This is a genomic window from Rhizobium sp. C104 (genome assembly GCF_022354505.1).
In the GTDB taxonomy this organism is placed as follows: Bacteria; Pseudomonadota; Alphaproteobacteria; order Rhizobiales; family Rhizobiaceae; genus Rhizobium; species Rhizobium redzepovicii.
Genome location: NZ_CP092348.1, coordinates 2,521,505 through 2,546,901 on the forward strand (window position 1 = coordinate 2,521,505; position 25,397 = coordinate 2,546,901).

Annotated in this window: 23 protein-coding genes and 2 pseudogenes; 19 read left to right on the forward strand and 6 right to left on the reverse strand. The window is 62.2% G+C overall.

Annotated features, from left to right (window positions below; genetic code table 11):
- Positions 1-354 precede the first annotated feature (354 nt).
- Positions 355-570, reverse strand: coding sequence for a hypothetical protein (locus MF410_RS13770; RefSeq protein ID WP_097624183.1), 216 nt, complete (start codon positions 568-570; stop codon positions 355-357).
- Positions 571-672: 102 nt separating this feature from the next.
- Between MF410_RS13770 and MF410_RS13775 the strand changes: the two are divergent.
- Positions 673-898 (forward strand): annotated as a pseudogene (locus MF410_RS13775) (transcriptional regulator); the annotation flags it as partial.
- A 7-nt stretch (positions 899-905) separates the two neighbouring features.
- On the opposite strand, the gene MF410_RS13780 reads toward MF410_RS13775, so the two are convergent.
- Positions 906-4,523, reverse strand: a complete 3,618-nt coding sequence (locus MF410_RS13780) for an autotransporter domain-containing protein (RefSeq protein ID WP_165503942.1) — start codon at positions 4,521-4,523, stop codon at positions 906-908.
- Between the two features lie 107 nt (positions 4,524-4,630).
- Between MF410_RS13780 and MF410_RS13785 the strand changes: the two genes are divergently transcribed.
- The 6 genes and pseudogenes from MF410_RS13785 to MF410_RS13810 all read left to right on the forward strand — a co-directional run bounded on the left by MF410_RS13785 (position 4,631) and on the right by MF410_RS13810 (position 9,961).
- On the forward strand, positions 4,631-5,575 hold the full coding sequence (locus MF410_RS13785; protein ID WP_131711375.1) for a MarR family transcriptional regulator: 945 nt from the start codon (positions 4,631-4,633) through the stop codon (positions 5,573-5,575).
- Positions 5,576-5,666: 91 nt separating this feature from the next.
- On the forward strand, positions 5,667-6,239 hold the full coding sequence (locus tag MF410_RS13790; protein ID WP_097624134.1) for a hypothetical protein: 573 nt from the start codon (positions 5,667-5,669) through the stop codon (positions 6,237-6,239).
- 52 nt (positions 6,240-6,291) lie between these two features.
- Positions 6,292-6,639 (forward strand): hypothetical protein, encoded by a 348-nt coding sequence (locus tag MF410_RS13795; RefSeq protein WP_097624133.1) that lies wholly within the window; start codon positions 6,292-6,294, stop codon positions 6,637-6,639.
- A 9-nt stretch (positions 6,640-6,648) separates the two neighbouring features.
- A pseudogene (locus MF410_RS13800) lies at positions 6,649-7,085 on the forward strand (hypothetical protein).
- A gap of 220 nt (positions 7,086-7,305) precedes the next feature.
- Positions 7,306-9,120, forward strand: coding sequence for a methyl-accepting chemotaxis protein (locus tag MF410_RS13805; RefSeq protein WP_097624131.1), 1,815 nt, complete (start codon positions 7,306-7,308; stop codon positions 9,118-9,120).
- A gap of 151 nt (positions 9,121-9,271) precedes the next feature.
- Positions 9,272-9,961: an HAD family hydrolase gene (locus tag MF410_RS13810; protein WP_097624130.1), complete on the forward strand. Its 690-nt coding sequence runs from the start codon at positions 9,272-9,274 to the stop codon at positions 9,959-9,961.
- 201 nt (positions 9,962-10,162) lie between these two features.
- On the opposite strand, the gene MF410_RS13815 is transcribed toward MF410_RS13810, so the two are convergent.
- Together MF410_RS13815 and MF410_RS13820 are read right to left on the reverse strand one after the other, a co-directional pair.
- Positions 10,163-10,438, reverse strand: a complete 276-nt coding sequence (locus MF410_RS13815; RefSeq protein ID WP_097624129.1) for a transcriptional regulator — start codon at positions 10,436-10,438, stop codon at positions 10,163-10,165.
- 90 nt (positions 10,439-10,528) lie between these two features.
- Positions 10,529-11,173, reverse strand: a complete 645-nt coding sequence (locus tag MF410_RS13820) for a hypothetical protein (RefSeq protein WP_179867057.1) — start codon at positions 11,171-11,173, stop codon at positions 10,529-10,531.
- A gap of 72 nt (positions 11,174-11,245) precedes the next feature.
- On the opposite strand from MF410_RS13820, the gene MF410_RS13825 reads away from it, so the two are divergent.
- The 6 genes from MF410_RS13825 to MF410_RS13850 all read left to right on the forward strand — a co-directional run bounded on the left by MF410_RS13825 (position 11,246) and on the right by MF410_RS13850 (position 18,126).
- On the forward strand, positions 11,246-11,440 hold the full coding sequence (locus MF410_RS13825; RefSeq protein WP_165503941.1) for a hypothetical protein: 195 nt from the start codon (positions 11,246-11,248) through the stop codon (positions 11,438-11,440).
- Positions 11,437-12,861 carry a threonine synthase gene (thrC, locus tag MF410_RS13830; RefSeq protein WP_097624126.1) on the forward strand — a complete coding sequence of 475 codons (1,425 nt, stop codon included), beginning with the start codon at positions 11,437-11,439 and terminating at the stop codon, positions 12,859-12,861. Before MF410_RS13825 ends, thrC begins: the two co-directional genes overlap by 4 nt.
- Before the next feature lie 3 nt (positions 12,862-12,864).
- Positions 12,865-14,163, forward strand: coding sequence for a pitrilysin family protein (locus tag MF410_RS13835; RefSeq protein WP_097624125.1), 1,299 nt, complete (start codon positions 12,865-12,867; stop codon positions 14,161-14,163).
- Positions 14,164-14,192: 29 nt separating this feature from the next.
- Positions 14,193-14,807 carry a GNAT family protein gene (locus MF410_RS13840; RefSeq protein ID WP_097624124.1) on the forward strand — a complete coding sequence of 205 codons (615 nt, stop codon included), beginning with the start codon at positions 14,193-14,195 and terminating at the stop codon, positions 14,805-14,807.
- Positions 14,804-17,716, forward strand: coding sequence for a sensor domain-containing phosphodiesterase (locus MF410_RS13845; protein ID WP_064837171.1), 2,913 nt, complete (start codon positions 14,804-14,806; stop codon positions 17,714-17,716). Before MF410_RS13840 ends, MF410_RS13845 begins: the two co-directional genes overlap by 4 nt.
- A gap of 107 nt (positions 17,717-17,823) precedes the next feature.
- Positions 17,824-18,126 carry a hypothetical protein gene (locus tag MF410_RS13850; RefSeq protein ID WP_239619821.1) on the forward strand — a complete coding sequence of 101 codons (303 nt, stop codon included), beginning with the start codon at positions 17,824-17,826 and terminating at the stop codon, positions 18,124-18,126.
- A gap of 252 nt (positions 18,127-18,378) precedes the next feature.
- Here the strand turns inward: MF410_RS13850 and MF410_RS13855 are convergent, their stop codons facing one another.
- Positions 18,379-18,861, reverse strand: coding sequence for an Lrp/AsnC family transcriptional regulator (locus tag MF410_RS13855; protein WP_097624182.1), 483 nt, complete (start codon positions 18,859-18,861; stop codon positions 18,379-18,381).
- A 105-nt stretch (positions 18,862-18,966) separates the two neighbouring features.
- Here MF410_RS13855 and MF410_RS13860 point away from each other — a divergent pair, with 105 nt between their 5' ends.
- From MF410_RS13860 to MF410_RS13885, 6 genes are all read left to right on the forward strand, one after another.
- Positions 18,967-20,178, forward strand: a complete 1,212-nt coding sequence (locus MF410_RS13860; protein ID WP_097624123.1) for a diaminopropionate ammonia-lyase — start codon at positions 18,967-18,969, stop codon at positions 20,176-20,178.
- Complete coding sequence (locus MF410_RS13865) at positions 20,175-21,419, forward strand: Zn-dependent hydrolase (protein ID WP_131711373.1); 1,245 nt, start codon at positions 20,175-20,177, stop codon at positions 21,417-21,419. Before MF410_RS13860 ends, MF410_RS13865 begins: the two co-directional genes overlap by 4 nt.
- Complete coding sequence (locus MF410_RS13870; protein ID WP_097624121.1) at positions 21,416-22,576, forward strand: M20 aminoacylase family protein; 1,161 nt, start codon at positions 21,416-21,418, stop codon at positions 22,574-22,576. Before MF410_RS13865 ends, MF410_RS13870 begins: the two co-directional genes overlap by 4 nt.
- Positions 22,577-22,612: 36 nt before the next feature.
- Positions 22,613-23,407, forward strand: a complete 795-nt coding sequence (locus tag MF410_RS13875; protein ID WP_097624120.1) for an aldolase — start codon at positions 22,613-22,615, stop codon at positions 23,405-23,407.
- A gap of 180 nt (positions 23,408-23,587) precedes the next feature.
- On the forward strand, positions 23,588-24,013 hold the full coding sequence (locus MF410_RS13880; RefSeq protein WP_097624119.1) for a hypothetical protein: 426 nt from the start codon (positions 23,588-23,590) through the stop codon (positions 24,011-24,013).
- A gap of 137 nt (positions 24,014-24,150) precedes the next feature.
- Positions 24,151-24,459 carry a Dabb family protein gene (locus MF410_RS13885; RefSeq protein ID WP_097624118.1) on the forward strand — a complete coding sequence of 103 codons (309 nt, stop codon included), beginning with the start codon at positions 24,151-24,153 and terminating at the stop codon, positions 24,457-24,459.
- 33 nt (positions 24,460-24,492) lie between these two features.
- Here the strand turns inward: MF410_RS13885 and MF410_RS13890 are convergent, their stop codons facing one another.
- Positions 24,493-25,392, reverse strand: a complete 900-nt coding sequence (locus MF410_RS13890) for a metal ABC transporter substrate-binding protein (protein WP_097624117.1) — start codon at positions 25,390-25,392, stop codon at positions 24,493-24,495.
- Positions 25,393-25,397 lie beyond the last annotated feature (5 nt).

Here is a 25,397-nt window from a genome sequence, read left to right on the forward strand (position 1 = left end):
CTCTCCTCTTCCCCATGGCGGCGGTGGCGTCCTCTTCCCCGAGCGCCATCTAGTGCATGAGAATGCCAAAGGTAGTCCCGGGGCTGTAATGGGCCGGTGATCACGCGGATTTCATCGATTTCTCACCCGCCTCGCTTGAGGCAACAGCCTGACGCGCACGTACCGGTCGAGCGGTCTTCGATCTCGGCATAGCGGTCGGCTGCCAGACGGCGTCCGTAGCCGACTTTCAAGGGCTTGCCGCCTCGAACAGAATGATTTTAGGCCCGATCGGCCTAAAATCTGAATCCTGTTCTAAATTAAAGAGTTAGAGCATGATGTCGTCCAAAAACCGCTCACACTTTTCGGCATCATGCGCTAGCAGCCCTTCTTCCTCATTTTCTTTTCGACCTTGGCTCGCCTCTCGGGTCCATCACTGGCATGTTTTCCGCCGGTCAGCCCATTATCCATCATCGCCTGCAGCTGCGCACAGTTTTTGTGGTGCTTGCCGCCCTTGGCGGTGACCTCGGTGGATGTGAAGGCAAAAAGCAGCGCTACGGCTGCCGCCGATCGAACAAGGGCTGAAAGCCTCATGGTCCCTCTCCTCTTGCCCTGCATGGTACGCCCCAGCCCCCGAGCCGGCAATGAGGATGGTGTCGCGCCAGCCGGGATACTGGTTAAGGGCGAAGCGATCTCATCGGCATCGATGTCGGCGCCCTCCGGCTCGGCGCGCCGCCCGCTCTGCAGTTCCTGCCTCGACTGGAGCGAAAGGCTCGCCCATCTTGCCGGCAGCCTCGGCAAGGCGCTGCTGTCAACCTTCCTCGACAAGGGCTGGGCGAGGCGCACCGCCGAAAGCCGCTCGATCATCTTCTCGCTCGAAGGCTCCCGGCAGTTCGTGAAACTGTTTCCGTCACAGGCGTAGCTTTCCGTTAGAATCTGACGTCCAATCGGGCGTTGGCGCTATGGCGGTTCTGGCCATCGCCGAATTCTCCCCGGTACGATACGGATGCGGCCGCGGCCGCGGTCAACTGCAATGCCACTGATCCACCGGCAACGACGCTGTTTTCGGCATTGCGCAACCCTTTCACGACGAAACTCCCGCCATTTTCGAATGTCAGCGCGGAGAGCGCCGTGTCCTGATCGGCTATCCGTCTCCAGGCGACATCGAAACCGGTTACGACGTTCTTGCCGGCGACCGAAGCCTGCCGTTCCGCACGCAGTCCGACCGTCGTTGCAAACTGGTCTTCGCGCGCGCTTTCTCCGGAAAGGGAAGAAGCGCCGCCATCTTCGTGGAAGCTGTCGCGCTGAGCGATTGCATAATCCAGTCTGCCGAATGGGGTGATAATAAGGTCACGGGAAAGGCCGAAGTCGAATGAGGCCTCGGAAAAGAATTGGGCGGTGCTGCCGCGATAGCTTGCCGTCTGGCTGTCGGAAAAACCGTCAAAGGCGATGTCTCGGCGCGTTTCGATGTCGTACCAGCTGTTCGACGCCCCGAATTTGACCTGCAAGCCGCCGAATCTCTGGCCGGCATAGAGGCCCAAATGCACACTGTCGATATTGGCCGTGGAGCCGAGATCGGGGATCTCGAAAGAGGATTGTCCGACGCCTGCGAAAACGCCGGCCGCACGATCGTCGATCAGCCAGTCGACCCCGTAAAGAACGCCGCCGCGCGCAGTCCTGGCGCTGGAGGCGTTTCCGTCACCCTTCAGCCAGGAGATATTGCCATAGGCGCTCGTCCATACCTTGGCGCCAGTCTCGAAAGCCTCGTCCAGCCGGTCGTAAACCACATTGCGCACGTCATCGGCCTCGCTGAAAAGGCCATTTTGCAGCGAGGCGTGGATCTCGCCGGAGAGCTGGTCGAACGCGTCCCTCGCTTCTGCCCTGTCGCTGTAAAGGATCGCGTTATAGAGCGCGAGACTGCTGGAGCCGCTTGTCTGGTCGAGGAAGTCGAGGCCATAAGCCGACTGTTGCTGATTATACGTAAGAGCGGCACTCGGAAACAGAGAGCCGGGGCTGAGCACAGTCCGCAAGGTCAAGGTTACGTCGGTAGCGGAATAGCTGAGGAAAGACTTCAGGAAGGCAGAATCAATCTCCAGATCGCCGAACGTGCCGGAGACGGTCCCGGCCGAGACGATCGTGTAGGACTGGCCGTTGACGTAGCTGACGGCCGGATCCCACAGGATCGTCTGAACCTTGGCGCCGTTCAGGAAGGCGGTGCCGGTGACATCGACCCTGTCGCTGAGCCCGGTGCTGCCGATCTCGACTTCGAACACGCTGCTTGGATCGAAGTTCAGATCTCCGGTGACCGTCAGGGTTCCGATCGAATTTCCGGGAGCAAGGATGCTGCTTGCTGCAAGCGAAGTCATGCCGACGCTGCCGGTTCCCTGAAGTCTTGCGCCTGACCCAATGTTGACGGCGCCAGCCAGGCTGCCGTCGACGGAGAGCGTACCATCCAGCACATCCGTGTCGCCGCTATAGTTGCTATTGCCCGTCAGATGAAACAAGCCGGCGCCGGTCTTGACGAGGCTGCCGCCTCCAGTAATCGACCCGGCGAAAATGGTGGAACTGTCATCGCCGCCGACATTCAGCGTCGCTGCATTGGAAAGCGTGACATCCCCTCCCGACGAGCCGCCGCCGGCGAGCGATCCGATGGTTTCGGAGGTGGCGACGTCGAGCCCGGCGCCGGCGAGATCGGCAATGGTCACGCGGGCGCCGTCAGCCAACGCGTTGCAGTTCTGGAGGGATAGCCGCCCCTGCTCGATGTCCGTATCCCCCGACCGCGTATTGTTGCCCGAAAGGGTCAGCGTGCCCGCGCCGGTCTTTGTCAGCCCTCCAGTGCCTGATACGTTTCCGGCAAAGGTTACCGCATTGCCGCTCGTATTCACGGTGCCGCCGGCGCCGCCGATGACCACAGCCCGGGAGGCCGGAGACGCAACGGTGCCGAATGTCTGCAGCGTCGCGCCATCGAGGGTCAGCGTATTGGTGGCGCTTCCATCGCCGAGAGATGCGGATGAGGACACGAAGAGGGTTCCTCCCAGCACATTCATCGCGCCGGAAAAGCTGTTGGGTCCAAAAAGCCCTAAAGTTCCGGCGCCCGATTTTGTCACGGACCCGCTGCCGGATATGACGCCGCTGAACGATCCGCTCGCATCGGAACCGCCAATCGAAAGGCTGGCGCTGCCGATCAGAACCTCGCCGCCGCCGGAAAGGCTCGCAATAGCCTGGTTGAATCCGCCCATATCCAATTGGGTGCCGTTATCCATGAAAAGGCCGGACGATGCGGAAAGCGCGTTCGCCGACATCAATTGCAATGTGCCTGCCGAGATGGTCGTTGCACCGGTATAGGACTGACGGCTGCTGAGCGTGAAGGTGCCGGTGCCGGCTTTGGTCAGACCGCCAGCGCCCGATATTTCGCCGTCGAAGGTGGTGGAACTGTCGCCGGCCCCGACCGACAGAACGGCGTTGCTGGCGACGTCGATGGTGCCGCTGCCCGTCAACGCGTCCACGGCTTCGCTCGCATTGATTCTTAGCGCCCCATCGAGGCTGATGTCGGCCGAGCCTCCGAAGACTTTGCCGCCATCGGCGGTCAGTGTCGCGCCGGACAGGACGTCGATCGACAGGGCCCCTTGCGAGACGCCCGACCACAGGAAATCCCCGGAAATCGTCAAGCCGCGGGCGGCGATGATGCCGCCGGAATAATTTCCGGATCCGATTGCCAGCGTTTCCGTCGTGCCGATCATGCCCGCGCCGTACAGGTTGTTGAGCGAGGCGTCGTACGTTCTTAGATCCAGGGTCGAGCCTGACGACAATCGAAGCGAATCGAGCGTCGAAAGATTTGCGGCGGTGGCAGCATCCAGAATGCTCATGGACCGATTGGCCGAGAGTGCGACTTCGCCGACACCCACGAACCTGCCTTGCCAGCTTCCGCTCCGACTGAAGGTCACACGGTTTGCGCCGTCGATCGTTCCATCGAAGGAGAAGTCTCGGATCTCGAGATCCGTATCGCTGAGGTGAATCGTGCCGCTGCCGGCAAGGGAGGCTATCCAATCGCTGTGCGCTCCGAAGTCGATGGTGGCACCCGACGCGACGGTTGTTGTGGTGGCGCGGAGCAGTGCCCCTTGACCGTCGCCCGGGACCAGCAGCGTGCCGGAATCGACATAAACGTCCTGGCTTCCGCCCGAGAAGAAGTTATCCGCAAGCGTGACTGTGCCGGTGTCGCCGGCGCCGCCGAAATGAAGTTCCGCGCCCGTGCCGGCCCGATAAAGTCTGAGATTCAGATCGCTGCCGGAGATGGCGGAGAAACGCACAACGGCACCGTCCATAATATCCATTTCCGGGGCCAGGTTGACGGTTCCGGCCCCCACGGATCTGATCCATCCACCCGTCGACATGTCGACCTGATCGGTTCCCAACTCGCCGCCGTTGCTGATCTCGACATAGGAACTGAGAGAGGAGTCGCCGCGAGCGGTAACGGCCGAGAGAACAAGGGTGATAAAGGCTGAACCGGCAACGGCGAAATGAATGGAAAAACGGCACTGTGCTTTCATCAGAATCAGCTTTACTAAAAAATTGATCGCGGAGGCTGTATAAAATGCTGCCCGCACTCCGGGGAGTCCAAACTTTGCATCGATCATCTGAGCCGGCGGTAGAAAACATGAGCGAAACGCGCCTTTATCCCGGGGTGAAAGATTTCGCTTCGGACAGTCTGTGGGTCGAAGCGGCCGGCTTGATACGGCATCCTTCCTATGGCAGCGCGCTTCTCGCCTATTGCGACGCGATGACTGCGCGCGTGCCAAAACTGCTGCCGGCGAACAAACTCTTTGCCCAGAAGCAGCGCTACCTCGTCTCCTTCATTCTGATCTGCCTTCATGTTCAGTGGCTTCAGTCGCGTGGCCCGGCGCCTTCGCTTGCGCTTCTTCAACGATCGGCACCCGGCAGCCCGCGCCAGATTGCCGCTTTAATCAGCGGGCTGCGCGACCGTGGTCTCGTCACGGCAAAATCGCTCGAGACGGATCGGCGAACACAAGTCCTGAAGCCTAGCCTGGAATTGATGCGGGAGATTGCCCAATCACCGCTCGCCATTCTGAGCTCATCGGAATTATTCGCACCTCTCCTGCCGATCCGGCCGGATGATCTGGCGACGGACGAGACCCTGCTGGCGCATTGGTTGGCGCTTTCGGCGGAGCGCTACGCGGTGAAGGATGACCTGTTCGGCCCATTTCCTCTAATCGTCCGCCACAGCGAAAGAGACGCCGGCCACCTTGTGTTTTGCGCCGTCATGGCCGAAGCCCTGCGCCAGCGTCAAGGCAAGGCAATCGCCGGAAGCCTGACCTATCGGGCTCTTGCCCAGCGCTTCGACGTCTCTCGCCAGCACATCAGCAATATCCTCGACGAGGCGGCCGAGAAAGGCTGGTATTGCATCTCTCCGGGCGGCGAACTGGCGCTGATGCCCGACGATACGCTCCTTCAGGTTGAGACCTGGGTAGCCGGGCAGATGGCGCATTATCGCCGCCTTGTCTTGGCGATCGCCGGCAAATCGGCCGGGGTTGCCGCGGACGCCGGCGACATCGACCAAAAGTCCGACGTCTTATCCGACTGAATACCTAGATCCGGAACAGCCGGGCAGAACCTTCGTTTGGAAATCAGCTGCCCGCTGCGGCAGTCAGTCACAAACAAACGGAGGATACATCATGATGAAACTAACACATCTCGCCTTGGCAGCGGCATTTCTGGCCGGCACGGCCGTTTCCGGCTTCGCGCAATCGTCAAGCACGGTCGGCACCGGCGGTTCGTCGGCTGGCGGCGGAACTGCGAGCAGCACCGTCGGTACTGGTGGCAGCTCTGCCGGGGGCACCTGCCCTGCCGGCGCGACCAATTGCAATTCCGGCTCGTCCTCGACGATCGGCACCGGCGGCTCGTCGGCCGGTGGCGGCACCTCGAGCAGCACCGTCGGCACCGGCGGCTCTGCCGCGGGTTCAGGCTCCGGCTCGGGTTCTGCTTCGACGCTCGGCACAGGCGGTTCATCGGCCGGCGGCGGCACCTCGAGCAGCTCAGTCGGCACCGGCGGTTCTGCCGCGGGCTCGGGCGATGCGAACTCGGCCTCGAGTGTCGGAACCGGCGCCTCGTCTGCGGACGGCGACAAGACGGGCAGCACCGTCGGAACCGGCGGCAGTGCGGCTGGAACGTCGCATGACGACAAGGGCAAGAAGGGCTGCGCGCCCGGCCAGGTCAAGAAGGATGCCGCCGGCACCAAGGGCTGCTGACGCTATCGGCCGGCGCCTTTGCGGCGTCGGCCAAACCCTTGGAGATAAGACAATGACCCAGCTTTCCACAATCGCACTCAGCGCTTGCCTGGTCTTCGTCGCCGGGCAGACGATGTCGGAGGAGATCAAGCTCGACGACGGAACGACATGCACAATCGTCCAGTCACAGGCCGGAGATATGTCCACCACCGTGACGGCCGGCAACGGGCACGTGTCTTCGTCGACCACAACAGGCAGCGGTTCGGCCGGCTCCTCCTCTTCGTCGTCCGCCTCCGCCGGCTCGTCGGCGGGATCCGGAAGCGTCGACAGCTTTTCCACGGCAAGCATCACAAGGCCCGACGGCACCGTCATCACCAAACGTTCCGACGGCACCTGCTCAATGACGAAACCGACGAAATAGGAGAGGACAATGAAACATATCAACCTTATCGCAGCCGCCTCGATCGCGCTTCTCGCGTCGAGTTCGGTGGTTCTTGCGGAGGATTGCAATGCGGCCGGAACGGTCGGCACTGGCGGAAGCGCTTCGGCCGGCGGCACCTCGGCGAGCTCTGTGGGAACCGCAGGCACGTGCCGGACCGGCACCACTTCCTCGATCGGATCGGGGGAAGTGCAGCCACCATCGATGGCAAGGCGCAAAGCAAGACCCATGTCAACGATAATGGCGACAAGCTCAAGGCACAAACCAAGGCCCAGGCCGTCGACAAGGGGACGTTCAGCAAGTCCCGCACGAAGACCAGCACCGACGGCAGCTCGCTGGAAAGCACGACCCGCACCATGTCGCATGTTCCCGGCGAGAAGCCAGTCAAGAATACCACCAATCAGAAGATCATCCTGCCGGAACAGTAGGTTAGATGGGCTCGCCTCGCACAAACAAGGGCGAGCCCCTGGCCTTGGCGCAATGGCCTCCGGTGCTTAAGGCTCGGCCTTCTTCGAGCGCATTCAACTGCTCATCGCACGAGACAAACACTACAACCTGTTGTTTTTACGCGGATTCGCGAGGTCTCGCTGAGAAATCATTAAGCATGTTCCGATAATCTCAGGTTCTACATTAACGTGAGAACCCGACATGGCGTCGATCCAGCATAAGATCATCATTGCAAGCATCGCGATTTTCGCCTTGGCGGGCGGCGCCACAGGGGTCGGCATCTGGTCTGCCTCCACCCTTTCGGCCAACAGCGCCGATGTCGCCCAGTCGGCGCAAATTCTGCGCAACCACATGCAGGCCGATATGATGCATGACGCACTGCGCGCCGACGTGCTCGCCTCCCTGCTCGCATCCAACCCGGCAGCCGGCATAGACGCCGCCGCGGTGAAGGCGGATCTGGCGGAGCACGAGACATCGTTCCGCGAGATGATCGACGCCAACAAGGCTCTTGTCTCCGACGCAAAAACGAAAGCGGTCCTTGCCGACATCGAACGTCCCCTGCTCGTCTATGTGGAAAGCGCCACGAAGATGGTCGATCTTGCGGGCAAGGATCCGGCGGCGGCGTTGAAGGCGCTGCCGGAATTCATGCAGCAGTTCTCGACATTGGAAACGGCCATGGAACAGGCCGGCGATCAGATCACCGCCGTATCGGATGATATTTCCGAGCGTAGCGCCGACATCAAAGCCTCTGTCGATATCACCCTCAAAGCCCTTCTGGCTTCGGCCGCGCTGTTCGCCTTCGGCCTCTATTTCCTGACCCGCAAGACCGTCACCAAGCCGATCCTTTCGCTTTCCAACGATATGCAAAGGCTCGCCGGCGGTGACACGACCATTGCCTGCACCGGGATCGGCCGCACTGACGAAATCGGCACGATGGCATCGGCTGTCGAAATTTTCCGTCAGGCGGCGATCGCCAACAAGCAGCTCGAGCAGGACTCCGAAACCGCCCGCTTGCAGGGCGAAACCGAGCGGGTCACGGCCCGCAAGCAGGCGGACGAGGATGCGGCCGAACGGCTGCGGGCGGCAACATCCGGTCTTGCCGCAGGCCTGAAGCGGCTTGCCTCCGGCGATCTCGCCTTCCAGATCGAAGAGCCCTTTGCCCCCGACTTCGAGAGCCTCCGGCATGATTTCAACATGTCGATCCGCCAGCTCGATCAGACGCTCGGCGCCATCGCAACGGCCATTGCCGCGATCGACGAAGGCACAAGGGAAATTGCATCCGGGGCCGGCGATCTGTCGAAACGCACCGAACAGCAGGCGGCCTCTCTCGAACAAACCGCCGCAGCGCTCGATCAGATCACCGCCAATGTCTCGAACTCCAGCAAGCGCACCGACGAGGCGCGCACCGAAGCGACGGACGCCAATCGCAACGCCGCCAAATCGGCGGAGGTCGTGTCGCATGCCGAAGAGGCCATGCGCCGCATCGAGGCCTCGTCGCAGCAGATCTCCAGCATCATCGGCGTGATCGACGAAATCGCCTTCCAGACCAACCTGCTGGCACTGAACGCCGGCGTCGAAGCGGCGCGCGCGGGAGAGGCCGGCAAGGGCTTTGCGGTGGTGGCCCAGGAAGTCCGCGAACTCGCCCAGCGCTCGGCGCAGGCGGCAAAGGAAATCAAGGGCCACATCCAGAAATCCTCGGTGGAAGTGGAAAGCGGCGTCAAGCTGGTTCTCGACACCAGCCAGGTGCTGAGCGCCATCAGCGAGCAGATCGCCCGCATCAACCAGCACATGGATGCCATTGCCGTATCGGCAAGAGAGCAGTCGACCGGCCTTGCCGAAGTCAATACCGCCGTCAACTCGATGGATCAGGTGACCCAGCAGAATGCGGCCATGGTCGAGCAATCGACCGCCGCATCCGGTCATCTGGCCGAGGAAGCCGCCAAGCTGCGCGAACTCGTTTCCCGCTTCAAGCTGCGCGCGACGGCGCCGGCGCAATTCGCACGACGGGCAGCTTGACGGCTTCACGGAAGCGATCCGGCAGCGACCGCGGAGCCGGTCGCTTGCCGCATCGCAGCCATGCTTGAGATCAGGTTGAGCTTTCGGCGGGCATCGTGTAAAGCCGCTGAATCCCCGGACAAGACCCAGATTTCCAGCAAGGCGTGAACATATGAACGGCTTCGATCTCATTATCTTCGATTGCGACGGTGTGCTCGTCGATTCCGAAATCATCGCCGCGGAAGTCGAATCCGCGCTTCTGACGGAGGCCGGATATCCGATCGGCGTCGAGGAAATGGGCGAACGCTTCGCCGGCATGACATGGCGCAATATCCTGCTGCAGATCGAGCGCGAAGCGAGCATCCCGTTTTCTGCCTCGCTGCTCGAGAAGTCCGAGCAACTGCTCGACGCCAGGCTGGCGAATGACGTCAAGGCCATTCCAGGCGTCGAATTCGCCGTCTCCAGGCTCTCGATGAAGCGCTGCATCTGCTCGAATTCGAGCACGAAGCGGCTCGACATGATGCTCGGCAAGGTGGGGCTGAAGCCGCTGTTTGCCCCCAATATCTTTTCCGCCAAGGATCTCGGGCCCGACCGGGCCAAGCCGAAGCCCGACATCTTCCTGCACGGCGCAAGTCAGATGGGTGTCTCGCCGGACAAGGTGGTCGTCGTCGAGGATTCCGTGCACGGCGTCCATGCGGCGCGCGCCGCCGGCATGCGCGTCATCGGCTTCACCGGCGCCTCGCACAGCTATCCCGCCCATGCCGACAAGCTGACCGATGCCGGCGCCGAAACGGCGATCTCCCGCATGAACGACCTGCCTGGTGTCGTCGCCGCGTTGGCGGCCTGGGAAGGCGTTCTCTGATCTGAGACAAGCAACGGCGCTCCGTCAGAAGCGGGAGCCGGCCGCCTTTTTCCGTCATTTTGGGGAAGGACGACAACGGTGCCTTCTGTCTTTCAAGACGGTCGATAAGATTTCTGGCGGCTGCAGGATTGATTTCTGCCAATTCGGCAATTCTGGTCAGAAGCCAGCGTTCGGCACTTTTGGAGAGACGGGCAGCCGGCATCAGCCAACCCGACGATGTCGAACTTCCGAAGCGTCAACGATCATCCGAGCCTTTTCAAGCACGTCGTCGAGATCGACGCTTTCCCCGCGGTCAAGTTCATCGAAGCCATGGGCATCCTGCAGCATCTCGGCGCCCTCATTCGCCAGATAGTGGTCGAGGGCTTTCAACATCACTCCGGTTCGATCTCGATCGAGAACCTGGGCGATGCGATCGAATGCTTCGACCGTCGACGTTGGCAACCTGAGAGAGATCTGCGATTTTTCCTTGGACAACATGACTTCGGTCCTCGCAGGGGGCGCATCTTCCCGAACGTGCTGCCGCATGCTTTTCCGATGAACCAGGAAGACCGAACTCACCGGGCGGCTTTAGCTGTTCTTCTTGGTCTTTGCCGGCTGGGTATCGAAGCCGATGTTGACGCGCACCAGGGCGCCGGCGCCGACGGGCATTTTGATGCCGTCCTTGCGGAAGATCACCTGGGTGCCCGGCGCGCCCGCCGGGATCTCGGTCGGGAATTTGGTGACTTCGGAATAGAGCACGGTCTCGCCGTCGAGGATGGTGACGCGGATCGGCAGGGTCACCGGGCCGGGAGCGCCGGCCGGGCCGGTGATGAGGCGCAACTGGGCAACGATGGTCATCGTCAGGTTCGCCTCGTTCAGCGTGCACTGGCGGGTGTAATCGCCGAAGGACGCCTGGAAGACGATCTGCTGCGCATCGTCCTTCTTGCCCTTGGCATAGGTGCGGAAGATCGCATCCTGGTCGCGCATAAAGATCTGCGGGCAGGCGCCCTGGACGACGGGGGCGACGGCGCCCTGCGCGGTCTTTGCGGTGCCGATCGAAGGATTGTTCGAGGTCGGATTGGCCGGCGCCAGCGGCATGATCTGGGCGGTGCCGTTCGACTGCGCCGGCGCCGCCGACTTGCTGTCGCCGCCGATGCCCAGCGTATCGCAGCCGGCGAGCAAGGCAAGAATGGAAGCGGAGACGATGAGACGCGAGACCTTGCCGAGCACTATGTTCCACCCTTTGCACAAGCGTTTCTTGGAGGCCCCATGTCTTTTGCGCGAGGCCTTTCATGACGGTTTGCGATGGTCTATATCAGCGGCGCAAACAAAAATCGATTGGGTACGCGCCGTTTTGATGCACTTTTCGCCCCCGGATGCGGGCAACTTCAACAAGATAACGGCGATGGTATGGCCGCAAGCGCAGCGCTGGCCGGTTTCCGGCTGCGCGAGCCACGGCCCGGCCCGGCCGAACTTCCTCCAGCGATAGATCAAGGATGATGAACGTGGACTATATCTCGACCCGCGGCGAGGCCCCTGCCCTCGGCTTTTGCGACGCCCTGCTGACGGGGCTGGCGCGCGACGGCGGGCTCTATGTTCCCCGGGAATGGCCGCAGTTTTCGAAGAAAGAAATCCGGGCGCTGCGCGGCAAGAGCTATCAGGAAATCGCCTTCACCATCCTTTCGCCCTTCACCAATGGCGAGATCCCCGCGGCGACTTTCCGAGCGATGATCGACGAGGCCTACGGCACCTTCCGCCATCCGGCGATCGCGCCGCTCGTGCAGACCGGGCCGAACAGTTTTGTCATGGAGCTGTTCCATGGCACGACGCTCGCCTTCAAGGATGTGGCGATGCAGCTGCTGGCCCGGCTGATGGATTACGCGCTGGAGAAGCGCGGCAAACGGGCGACGATCGTCGGCGCCACTTCGGGCGATACCGGCGGGGCGGCGATCGACGCGTTCGCGGGGCGCGAGCGTACCGACATCTTCATTCTCTTCCCGCATGGCAAGGTCTCGCCGGTGCAGCAGCGGCAGATGACGACATCGACGGCCGCCAATGTGCATGCGCTTGCCGTCGAGGGCAATTTCGACGATTGTCAGAACCTCGTCAAAGCGATGTTCAACGACGCGGCGTTCCGCGACAAGGTCGGCCTCTCCGGCGTCAACTCGATCAACTGGGCGCGCATCATGGCCCAGATCGTCTATTATTTCACGACCGCCGTGGCGCTCGGCGGGCCGGACCGGAAGATCTCGTTCACGGTGCCGACCGGCAATTTCGGCGATATCTTTGCCGGCTACGGCGCCAAGCGCATGGGCCTGCCGATCGACCGGCTGGTGATCGCCACCAATGAGAACGACATCCTGGAGCGGACGCTGAAGACCGGCCGCTACGACATGAAGGCGGTCAAGGCGACAAGCTCGCCTTCGATGGACATCCAGATCTCGTCGAATTTCGAACGGCTGCTGTTCGAAGCCTATGGGCGCGACGCCTCGAAGGTGCGCGCGGCCATGGAAAGCCTCAAACAATCCAATGGCTTCGAGATCGGCGAGCAAGCGCTGAAGGCGATCCGCCGCGACTTCCGGGCCGGTCGCGCCAGCGAAAAACAGGTGGCCGAGACGATCCGCACGACATATGCCGAGACCGGTTATCTGCTCGATCCGCATTCGGCGATCGGCGTCTTCGTCGCCAGGAAGAAGGAAAAGCCGAATACGCCGATGGTGACGCTTTCGACCGCGCATCCGGCGAAATTCCCGGCCGCCGTAAAATCGGCCTGCGGTATTGACCCGGCGCTTCCGACGTGGCTTGCTGATCTGATGCACAGGGAGGAGCGCTTCCAGATCATCGAACCGGAGCTGAAAGCCGTAGAGACCTTTATCGGCAAACACGCCCGCGGCAAGACGACGGCAGGCGCAGAAAGATAGCCAATGACAGTTGAGTGCACCCGGCTGAAATCCGGGCTGACAGTAGTCACAGAAACCATGCCGCACCTTGAAAGCGTTGCGCTCGGAGTCTGGATCAAATCGGGATCGCGTAACGAGACGGCAGACGAGCACGGCATCGCCCATCTGCTAGAACACATGGCCTTCAAGGGAACGGGACGCCGCAGCGCCCGCCAGATCGCCGAGGAAATCGAGGACGTCGGCGGCGAAGTCAACGCCGCCACTTCAACCGAGACCACCTCCTACTACGCCCGCGTGCTGAAAGACCACGTGCCGCTCGCCGTCGATATCCTCGCCGACATCCTGACGGAATCGGCCTTCGAGGAGGAGGAGCTGGAGCGCGAGAAGCAGGTGATCCTGCAGGAGATCAACGCCGCCAACGACACGCCCGACGACGTGGTGTTCGACCGGTTCTCCGAGGTCGCCTATCGCGACCAGACGCTCGGCCGAGCCATCCTCGGCACGCCGGAGACCGTCGTCTCCTTCACGCCGCAGCAGATCCGCGGCTATCTCGGCCGCAACTACACGACCGACCGCATGTTCGTCGTCGCCACCGGCGCCGTCGAGCATGACGAATTCCTGCGCATGGTCGAGGATCGTTTCGCCAGCCTGCCGAGCGAGCCTTCGGCGCCGCCGGTCATGGAAGCGGCGCGCTATATCGGCGGCAGCGTGCGCGAACCGCGCGATCTGATGGACGCGCAGATCCTGCTCGGCTTCGAGGGCAAGCCCTACCATGCCCGCGATTTCTACTGTTCGCAGATTCTCGCCAATATCCTCGGCGGCGGCATGTCCTCCAGGCTGTTCCAGGAAGTGCGCGAATTCCGCGGTCTCTGTTATTCGGTCTATGCCTTCCACTGGGGCTTTTCCGACACCGGCATCTTCGGCATTCATGCTGCGACCGGCGGCGAAAATCTGCCGGAGCTGGTGCCCGTCATCATCGACGAGCTGCACAAATCCGCCGATCAGATCCACCAGAAGGAAATCGAGCGCGCCCGCGCCCAGATCCGCGCCCAGTTGCTGATGGGCCAGGAAAGTCCGGCGTCGCGCGCCGGCCAGATCGCCAGGCAGATGATGCTTTACGGCCGGCCGATCTCCAATATGGAGATGATGGAACGGCTCGAGGGCATCACCATCGAGCGGCTGACCGATCTCGCCGGCCGGCTGTTCTACGACACGGTGCCGACGCTTTCGGCGATCGGTCCGCTGGAACAGCTCGCGCCGATGGAAGACATCACCGCGTCGCTTTCGGTCCCGGCACCGAAAACGATGCAGGCCGGCCGCTGAGCCGGCGTTCGTCCTGCCGGGAGTGATGGATGCCAAAATCGGTGTTTCGGTTTCTGTCGCGGCAGCCGGATGCGGTCGAGCTGGAAAACGACCGATATCTCTTGCGCCTGCCGCGCTACCAGGATTTCAACCAATGGCACCGGCTGCGCGCCGAAAGCCGCAAGTTCCTGGAGCCCTGGGAGCCGACCTGGCGGCGCGACGAGCTGACGGAAGGCGCCTACCGCGCCCGCGTCATCCGCGGCAAGCAGGAATATGCCTCGGGCCAGGCAATCCCGCTGTTCATTTTCCTCAAGGAAAACCACGCCCTCGTCGGCGGCATCACCATCGGTTATATCAGGCGGGGCGCGGCACAAAGCTGCATGATCGGCTACTGGATGGGCGAGCGCCATGCCGGCCAGGGGCATATGTTCGCCGCCCTTCAAATGGTTATTCCTTATATCTTCACCGGGCTTGAGTTGCACCGTATCGAAGCAGCCTGTATTCCAGATAACGCGCGCAGCATCCGCCTGCTTGAAAAGGCCGGGTTTCAGCAGGAAGGTTATCTGCGCGGATACTTGAAGATCAACGGTCAGTGGCATGACCATGTGATGTTTTCACGTCTCGCCACCGATACGGATAAAGGCAGGAAAACCGACAGCCGATGACCAGAGACCGCATGCTGCCCAAGTCACCGTCCGGACGTTTGATCGCGGTGATCGCAGCCTTTTTGCTGGCGGTGTTCGCCCTTTCGGCGGGCGCGGCCCAGGCGGCCGAACCGGTGAAGATTTCCCGTGACGACACCGCGCTCGACCTGACCGCGACGACCGAAATCTACGTCAACCAGGGCGAGGCCTTCCAGGTTTCGACGGCGGCCGGCGCCGACGGTATCCGCCGGCGCATCGAGGTCAGGGCAAGCTCTGAAAATCACCAGGGCGACTGGGCGGTGTTCGCGCTCGCCAACGTCTCGGAGGAACAGCTGGAGCGGGTCATCGTCGCGCCGCATTTCCGGCTGGTCAATTCCAAGCTGTTCTGGCCGGATCTCGGCTCGCAGCGCATCAGCGCGATTACGCCCAGCGAAGGTTTCGCGCTCGACCGGCAGCCGAGCGACGAGGCCGACGTCTTCCGCATCACGCTGAACCCCGGCGCCGTCATCACCTTCGTCGCCGAACTGTCGACGCCGGAGCTGCCGCAGATCTACCTTTGGGAACCGAACGCCTACAAGGACACGATCAACGCCTTCACGCTCTACCGCGGCATTGTGCTCGGCATTGCCGGCCTGCTGGCGGTGTTCCTGACCATCCTCTTCGTCGTCAAGGGCACCTCGATGCTGCCGGCGACCGCAGCCCTTGCCTGGGCGGTGCTCGGCTATATCTGCGTCGACTTCGGCTTTCTCGGCAAGCTGATCAGCGTGGCCTCGGCCGACCAGCGAATATGGCGCGCCTGCGCCGAGGTGGCGCTGGCCTCCAGTTTCGTCATCTTCCTGTTCACCTATTTGAACCTCAACCGCTGGCATGCGCATCTCGGCTACGCGACGCTCGCCTGGGTGCTCGGCCTTGCCCTGCTCTTCGGCGTCGCGATCTACGATCCGTCGATTGCCGCCGGCATCGCCCGGCTTTCCTTCGCCCTGACGGCGGCGACCGGGCTGCTGCTGATCGTCTATCTCGGCTTCAACCGCTACGACCGCGCCATCCTCTTGGTGCCCGCCTGGGCGCTGACGCTCGTCTGGCTGTTCGGCGCATGGCTGACGGTCACCGGACGGCTCGACAACGACATCATCCAGCCGGCCCTCGGCGGCGGCTTGGTGCTCATCGTGCTTCTGATCGGCTTCACCGTCATGCAGCACGCCTTTGCAGGCGGCGCCTTCCAGCAGGGGCTGTTTTCCGATCTCGAGCGGCAATCGCTGGCGCTGACCGGGTCCGGCGACATGGTGTGGGATTGGGACGTGGCGCGCGACCGCGTCGTCACCATTCCCGATGTTTCGACCAAGCTCGGCCTGTCCCCGGGCACCATGCATGGGGCGGCGCGCAACTGGCTGCCGCGGCTGCACCCAGACGATCGCGACCGCTTCCGCGCCACGCTCGACGTGCTGCTCGAACACCGGCGCGGCCGGCTGAACCACGAATTCCGCATCCGCGCCGAGGACGGGCATTTCCACTGGCTGCTGATCCGCGCCCGGCCGGTGCTCGGCTCGAACGGCGAAATCATCCGCTGCGTCGGCACGATCGTCGACGTCACCGAGCAGAAAAATTCCGTCGAGCGGCTGCTGCACGATGCGCTGCATGACAATCTCACCGGCCTGCCGAACCGGCAGGTGTTCCTCGACCGGCTGCAGGCGGTGCTGGCGCTGGCGCCGGGTGGCGATACGCTCAAGCCCACCGTGATGGTGATCGACATCGACCGCTACAAGCTGGTCAATGATGCACTCGGCGTCGCTGCCGGCGACAATATCCTGATTGCGCTGACCCGGCGCCTGCGCCGGCTGTTGAAGCCGCAGGACACGCTGGCGCGGCTCGCCGGCGACCAGTTCGGCCTGATCCTGGTGTCCGAGCACAATCCGGCCAAGGTCGCCGATTTCGCCGATGCGATCAGCAAGGCGATCATGGTGCCGATCAACTTCGCCAACCGCGAGATCATCCTGACGGCGTCGATCGGCCTGACCTCCTGGGTCGACCGGCAGGAGAGCGCCAGCGGCCTGCTCAGCGATGCCGAGCTTGCCATGTACCGGGCAAAACGGGCCGGCGGCAACCGCGTCGAGCCGTTCCAGCCGGCCTTCCGCGACTTCGGCACCGACCGGCTGCAGCTCGAAACGGATCTACGCCGCGCCATCGAGCGCAAGGAATTGTCGATGGTCTACCAGCCGATCGCCCGGCTTGAAGATGTCGAGGTCGCCGGTTTCGAAGCGCTGATGCGCTGGGAACATCCCAAACGCGGCAATATTCCGCCCTCCGAATTCATCCCGATCGCCGAGGCCTCCGATCTCATCGGCCCGCTCGGCATGTTCGCGCTGGAGCAGGCGACCAACGATCTGATGAGCTGGCAGAACCAGACCGGCGAATTGCCGATCTTCGTGTCGATCAACCTGTCGAGCGTGCAGCTGCTCAACAACGAGCTCTATGACGACGTGCGCTCGGTTCTCGCCAAGACCCATTGCCAGCCCGCCCGCCTCAAGCTCGAACTGACCGAGTCCATGGTGATGGAAAATCCGGAACAGGCCCGCCTCGTGCTGCAGAAGCTGAAGGAAGCCGGCATAGGCCTGGCGCTCGACGATTTCGGCACCGGCTATTCCTCGCTCGCCTATCTGACCCGCTTCCCCTTCGACATGATCAAGCTCGACAAGGCCCTGGTGCGCGACGGCAGCGACAAGAAGGCGACCGTGCTCCGCTCGGTCATCGCAATGGCGCGCGAACTTGAAATGAAGGTGGTGGCCGAAGGGATCGAATCCAACGAGGATGCGATCGAGCTCGCCAAGATGGGCTGCAACTACGGGCAAAGCTATCTGTTCGGCCCGCCGATCGCCTCGGAATCCGTGCTGCGACTGCTGCGGGAACGGTTTCCGCTAACCAAGCGGGCGTGAGATGGCCTGCCGGTTTCAGCGGTTGCCGGCCTCGGCGGCAAAGGTCACCTTTGGCCACTATACCAACCACATGGTCGTCTTGCTTTCTCACATTTGAGGGGCCACGCATGAATGTGCAAGCCGAAGTCGACCTTCCAACTCAGAAACAAAAGTGGGCTTGGGCATCGGCGGCGTTGCTTTGTGTTCTGACATCGCCAGTTTTCCTCGTTCTGAAAACACTCGCTTTTATGATGGGCCTGAATTCGTTCCTGTTTTTTTTCGGGGCATTCCTCGTCATCTCTGTCGTGGGGTTTTCTTCTTGCTCCGGTGTCGGTGGTTTGGAGTGGGTATATAGCGGTGACCGAGGTCATTCTTGGGCTTTCGGAAGACCACAAATACTTCTTGTGCTGTTCGTCGAAAAACCGATTTGAAGCAGAATTTGGTTCATTCGTGCCAGTTTTGATGTTTCCGGCAGGAATGACGAGCTGCCTACTTCTAGCTCGGTTTTTGTTTTGGAAATCCCTCACGCTCCAACAAATGATATTGGTTGTCGCGGTCTCGACCGTGATCGCGCAAGGTCTGTTGTGGTACTACGAATGGCAAGAGGTGATTGTGAAATGTTCGGCCGTTCAGTGTAATTTCTGAAATGATTTGCGCTTACCAAGCGGCCTGAGCGGCCAGTCTCAGCGCTCGACGGGAACGCCGAGACCGACCTTCACCCGATCCATCGCGACGAAGGTCCGGAAGCGCTTGACGTTGTTGTTGCCGAAGAACAGCCGCCGCGTCAGCGCTTCGTAATCGGCCATTGCGGGAACGACGATGACCAGGATGAAATCCGCCTCGCCGGTGACGTAGTAGCATTGCTGGATTTCCGGCGCGGCTGCGAACTGGCTTTTGGCCTGTTCGATCTGTTTTGCCGTTTCGCTGATAACCTCCACCTCGACGAAGATGGTGATCGATTGGCCGAGCGCTGCAGGGTCGAGAACGGCGACGTTTGCCCGGATGACCCCATCCTCCGTCATACGCTTGATCCGGCGCTGGACGGCGGGCGCGGACAGGCCGACGGCTTCGCCGATCGTGCGCTGCGGCGTGGTATTGTCCCTTTGCAGGATCGCCAGGATTTTGTGATCGAAAGCATCCAAGGGAGATTTTAGCGGCCGGCTCAGAACGGGGCTCCAACGAAACAAAATTGCAAAACCAAGCCCGAAATACAGCGCCTTTTTCACCTCGCCTGCAATATGTTTTAGCCGAACAATTGAAATGAGGCGCTCATGTTTCTGCTGAACACCAATGCCGACTACCGCCAGCCCCTCGACCCGCGGGACGCCGAAATCCTCGGGATGGAGGCGGCAGACGCCGTCGAGCGCCACCTGACATTCCGGGAAAACCATGCGGAAACGCCGCTCGTCGCCTTGCCGACGCTGGCGGCCGAACTCGGTGTCGGCTCGATCCATGTGAAAGACGAGGGCCACCGACTCGGCCTTGGGAGTTTCAAGGCGCTTGGCGGTGCCTATGCCGTGATCCGTCTGGTCCTCGAGGAAGCAGCAAGGAGGCTCGGCCGTCCCGTCGATGTCTCCGAATTGCATTCTTCCGATGTGCGAGAGGTGGCCGAGACGATGGCCGTCGCCTGCGCCACCGACGGCAATCACGGCCGGTCGGTGGCCCAGGGCGCGCAGCTTGTGGGAGTCCGGGCGGCGATATTCGTGCATGCCGGCGTTAGCGACGAACGCGTCGCCGCCATCGCCCGCTTCGGCGCCGAGATGATCCGTGTGGCCGGCACCTATGACGATTCCGTTCGGGAGGCGGCGCGCATGGCTGAGCAAAAGGGCTGGACCATCGTCTCGGACACCTCATGGCCCGGCTATGAGCGCATTCCCGGGCTGGTGATGCAGGGCTACACCGCCCTTATCAGGGAAGCGCTCAGGGCAATGCCGCGGCCGCCCACCCATGTCTTCCTCCAGGCAGGCGTCGGCGGGATTGCCGCGACCGTCGCAGGCCACATGGCCATCGCCTTCGGCGAGGAACGCCCGACCTTCACAGTCGTCGACCCCGCCCGCGCCGCCTGCCTGTTCGAAACGGCGCGCGCCGGACATCCGGTGACCGTTGCCCATGGCGAGCCGACCGTCATGGCGATGCTCGAATGCTACGAACCGTCCCTCGTCGCCTGGCGTATCCTCTCCCGCGTCGCCGACGCGTTCATGACCGTTGACGAAGACGAGGCGATCTCGGTGATGAAACGGCTTGCCGATCCGGCTGGAACCGACCCGGCGATTGTCGCCGGCGAAAGCGGCGGCGTCGGGCTTGCCGGGCTGATCCGCGCTGCCGGCGATCCCGCGATCAGGCAAGCCCTGTCTCTCGACGGCCATTCGCGCATATTGCTGGTGAACACTGAAGGCGCGACCGATCCCGGCAAATATCAAGAGATCGTCGGGCGATCACCGGCCGCGGTCGCCGCGAAATTCAAGACCGGAGCTTCAGCATGAGCCGCCGTTCAATCGATCCGGCGCGTCTGCTCAGGCGCATCTCCACGCTCGGCGAGATCGGCCGCGATGCGGAGGGACGGCTTGTCCGATTGGCGGCCTCCGATAGCGAAAAGCTGGGGCGCGATCAGTTTGTTGCCTGGCTTGAGGAAGCCGGACTGGAGGTTGCGGTCGACCATATCGGCAACATCTTCGGCATCTGGAATGGCGCGGGCGGGGAGGAAAAGCCGATTATGATCGGCTCTCACATCGACACGGTGATCAATGCCGGCATCTATGACGGATGTTATGGCGTGCTGGCCGGCCTGGAGGTGATCCAGACGCTGAAAGACGAAGGGTTCGAACCGTCGCGCCCGATTGTCGTTGCCGCCTTCACCAATGAGGAAGGGGTGCGCTATGCGCCTGATATGATGGGTTCGCTGGTCTATTCCGGAGGCCTCGATGTCGCCGCCGCGCTGAAGACGTTGGGCACCGACGGCACTCTGCTCGGCGATGAACTGGCGCGGATCGGCTATGCCGGCACCCATGCGCCCGGCTTCATGACGCCGCACGCCTATGTCGAACTGCATATCGAGCAGGGTCCCGTTCTCGAAAGGGAGGGCGTATCGGTCGGCGCGGTCGAGAACCTGCAGGGCATTTCCTGGCAGAGGGTGACCATCGACGGCGATGCGAACCATGCAGGCACGACACCGATCTCGATGCGCCGGGACGCCGGATACGCGGCGGCCCGCGTCATCGCCTTTCTGCGGGACCGGGCGAAATCCTCGAACACCCCGACGGTCGCGACCGTCGGCTGCATCGCTTTCGAGCCGAACGCCATCAATGTCATTCCCTCTCGCGCGACGTTCACGGTCGATCTGCGTGATCCGGACGAAGACCGCCTGAAGGAAGAGGAAGCCGCGCTCGCTGCCTTCCTCGAGCTGCTTTCGGCCGAGGAAAAGGTCGGCATTTCAGCCGAGCGGCTGGCGCGGTTCGAGCCGGTCAAGTTCGATCCGGCGATCGTTCGGCTGATCGAAGCGGCCGCCGGGGATCGCGGCCTGGCGTGCGGGCGCATGACATCGGGCGCCGGCCATGATGCCCAGATGATCGCCCGCATCGCGCCAAGCGCGATGATCTTCGTTCCCAGCCGCAGCGGCATCAGTCACAATCCGAAGGAGTTCACGACAGACGTAGACCTCATCGCGGGAGCGAATATCCTCCTCGACGTCGTTTGCGGACTCGCAACAGGGGAATTGCCCGAATGACCATGGACAGCCGGACGCTGGAACAGGACATGACCGCCTGGAGGCACGAGCTCCACAGCCATCCCGAATTCGGCTTCGAGGAGAAGCGGACGGCGGCTTTCGTCGCCCGGAAACTGCGGGAGTTCGGGCTCGACGAGGTCGTCGAAGGTGTCGGCGGCACCGGGGTTGTCGGAACGCTCCGGCGCGGCGGCGGCAACCGCTCCATCGCGCTCCGCGCCGATATGGATGCCCTGAGGATCACCGAACAGGGCGATCGGCCCTATCGCTCGCAGACCGAAGGCCTGATGCATGCCTGCGGCCATGACGGCCATACGGCGATGCTGCTTGGCGCCGCCAGGATGCTGGCCGAGGACGGCGATTTCGACGGCACCGTCCGGTTCATTTTTCAGCCGGCCGAGGAATGGGGCAAAGGCGCCTTGGCGATGCTCGGCGACGGCCTGATGACGCGTTTTCCCTTCGACGAAATCTACGGGCTGCACAACATGCCGGGTCTTCCGCTCGGCGTTTTCCAGACCCGCGCCGGCGCGATCATGTCGGCGGAGGATAATTTCGAGATCGTGCTCAAGGGCGTCGGCGGACACGCCGCGCGTCCGCACTCCGGCAACGAAGTCCTGGTCGCCGCCTGCGCATTGGTGACGAACCTCCAGACCATCGTTTCCCGGCGGCTCGACCCGACCGATATCGGCGTCGTCTCGGTGACCGAACTTCTGACCGACGGCACCCGCAACGCCCTGCCCGGGCTGGCGCGCATCCTGGGCGATGCCCGCAGCTTCCGTCCCGAGGTCAGCGCGGCGATCGAGACGCAGATGCGCCTGATCGCCGAGGGGACGGCGCTCGCCCACAATGTCGCGGCCGAGGTGAATTATACCCGGGAATTCGTCCCCCTGCTCAACGATGCCGCCCTGGCCGAGGAAGCCTTTGCCGCAGCCCGCAGCGTCTTCCCGTCCGAAAACGTCAAGGTCCGGCGCGAGCCGATGACCGGATCGGAAGACTTCGCTCGGTTTCTCGACCATGTCCCCGGCTGCTTCGTCTTCCTCGGCAATGGCGAAGGTTCGGCGCCGCTGCACAATCCGAATTACGATTTCAACGACGGCGGACTGATCCACGGCGCCACGTTCCACACGAGCATCGTCCGCCGGCGCCTGAGCGCAAGCTGACATCCGCCGTCTTTCACCCCAGCAGGGAGCAACATCATGGCCCATTCACTGAACACCTCCTCCGTTTCAAGTTCGGCCGGCCCCAATCAGCCGAAGCTGGAAACCGAAGAAATCTGGCGTGCGCGCGCCGATCTCGCCGCCTGTTTTCGCATGGCGGCGCACTACGGAATGGAGGAAGGCATATGCAATCACTTCTCCGCCGTCGTGCCGGGCTATGACGACCTGTTCCTCGTCAATCCTTACGGCTACGCGTTCAGCGAGCTGACCGCATCCATGCTGCTGGTCTGCGATTTTCATGGTCACGTCGTTGCCGGAGAGGGCAAGCCGGAAGCGACCGCCTTTTACATTCACGCCCGCATTCATGAGAACATTCCCAGGGCAAAGGCTGCTTTTCATACGCACATGCCCTATGCCACCGCACTTTCGATGACGGAGGGCGAGCCGCTCATCTTCGCCGGCCAGACCGCCCTGAAATTCTACGGGCGCACCGCGGTGGATTCGAACTATAACGGCCTCGCATTGGACGAGCGCGAGGGTGATCGCATCGCCTCGGCGATCGGCGATGCCGACATCGTCTTCATGAAGCATCATGGCGTCATGGTCTGCGGCCCCAGCATAGCGGAAGCCTGGGACGACCTCTATTATCTCGAAAGAGCCTGCGAAGTTCAGACCCTTGCCCTGTCGACCGGGCGAAAGGTCCTGCCTGTCGCTCCGGAGATCGCCGAGGCGGCCTATCTGCAGATGCGTGAAGGCGATCCGGAGTCCGCACGCCTCCATCTCGAATCGATCAAGCGCACGCTCGACCGGACGCAGCCCGAATTTAGAAACTGACGGCCAGCCTCTCCAGCGCGTGAGGTTTCAGCCACGCGTTGCGGGCGGTTCGATCGCCAATCAATTCCAGCGCGAGCACGGTTTGACGACCCGCCGCGACTGCGGCCTTCCCTTCCAATGATGGCCATTGACCTGCGGCCTGCGATGTGCGCCTCTCATTGCTTGCACAAGGAAAATTCCATGCTCAAGTTTCTGCTCACCCTCTCCCTGGGTGTTTTTTGCGTCTCGCCGCTTCAGGCCGGCGAACTCACTCCCGTCACCAAGAGCTGCCTGCCGGGGGACAAACAGCGGCACTGCGAGCGCTGGGTCAAGGATTTCAAGACGGCCATGGATCTGGCGTATAAGGGCGATCACGGCGCCCAGGTGACCGTCGCCTTCTGCCTGTCCACAGGCTGCCATGGCGCAGTCGCCATCGACAAGGTCGCCTCCTGCAGCTGGCATCTCGTCATCGCCAATTCGGGTGCCGCGACGGTGCTCGACAGTTCCAACACCAGGAACACCTGCCGGCCGATGACGCCGGCTGAGAAAGACGAAGCCCGCGCGCTGGCGAGCGATCTCGTGCAGAAGATCTACAAACGGCCTCTGGTCAAGACCGACCAGATGTAATCTGCCCGGGTCCTGGCTCGCGCCGCAACGTCTGCGTGAAAATAAATCTCGTTGCTCTCGCGGCTTTCGCCGCTATTCTCCAGCCAAAGAAAATCGGGCCAAAGAAAATCGGCCAAAGAAAATCGGGAGGACCACTGATGATCCTGCACTGCGTATTCCTGCGGCTGAAGACCGCAATGACGAACGAAGACAAGCAGTCGCTGTTCGAAGCGATCGCCGCGTTGAAACAGGTCATTCCGGGCGTAGTGGATATCAAGTACGGGCCGAATGTTTCGCCCGAAGGCCTGCATGGCGGCTTCGTCGACGGTTTTGCCGTGACCTTTGAAAGCCCCGAGGCCCGCGACGCCTATCTCATCCATCCCGAGCATGTGGCTGTTGGCGAGCGCATCGTCTCGTCGACGGATGGAGGCCTCGCCGGCATCCTGGTCTTCGACCTCAATTTGTAAGGGCCGCAGGATAAACCTGCAGCCCTCGATGCCTCAGCTCGACTTCGCCATGGCGGCGGCGAGCTGGTCGACATTGTATTTGAACATTTTCTCATAGGTCGGCGCCGGCCCCTTGGCGTCGGACAGGGATTCGACATAGAGCTCGCCGCCGGGCTCGGCACCGGTTGCCTTGGCGACCTGCTTGACCAGCCGCGGATCGTTGGAACTCTCGAAGAAATAGGCTTTCACATGCTCGCCCTTGATCTGCTCGATCAGCTTGGCGACGTCGGCGGCCGAGGCCTCGCTTTCGGTGGACAGACCAAGCGGCGCCAGGAAGCTGACATTATATTCGCGGCCGAAATAGCCGAAGGCATCATGGCTGGTCAGCACCTTACGGCGATCGTCGGCCACCTTGTCGAATTTCGCGTGGGCGTAGGCGTTCAATTCATCCAACGTCTTTGTGTACTTCTCGGCATTGGCCTTGAAGGCGGCGGCGTCCGTGGGATCGGCCGATGACAGCGCCTTTTCGATATTGGCGACCCAGATCTTGACGTTGACGGGGCTGTTCCAGACGTGCGGATCGGTGATTTTTTCGCCGTCCTCTTCCATGGTGCGGGTGTTGATGCCTTCGGAAACGGTGACCGGCTTGCCCTTGTAACCCGAGGCGGAGATCAGCCGGTCCATCCAGCCTTCCAACCCCTCGCCGCTGACGAAGGTTACCTGCGCCGCGTTCAAATTCTTCGCATCGGCCGGCGACGGCTCGAATTCATGGGGGTCGCCGTTCGGCCCGACAAGGCTCGTCACCTTGACGTGCTCGCCGCCGACCTGTTTCACAACATCGGCAAGCACGGTGAAGGACGCCACAACCTTCAGCGTTTCGGCGGAGGCGGGCATGGCCGACAGCGCCATCAAAGCGGGGATTGCTGCGGAGAGAAGCAGTCTGTGCGATGTCATCGAAG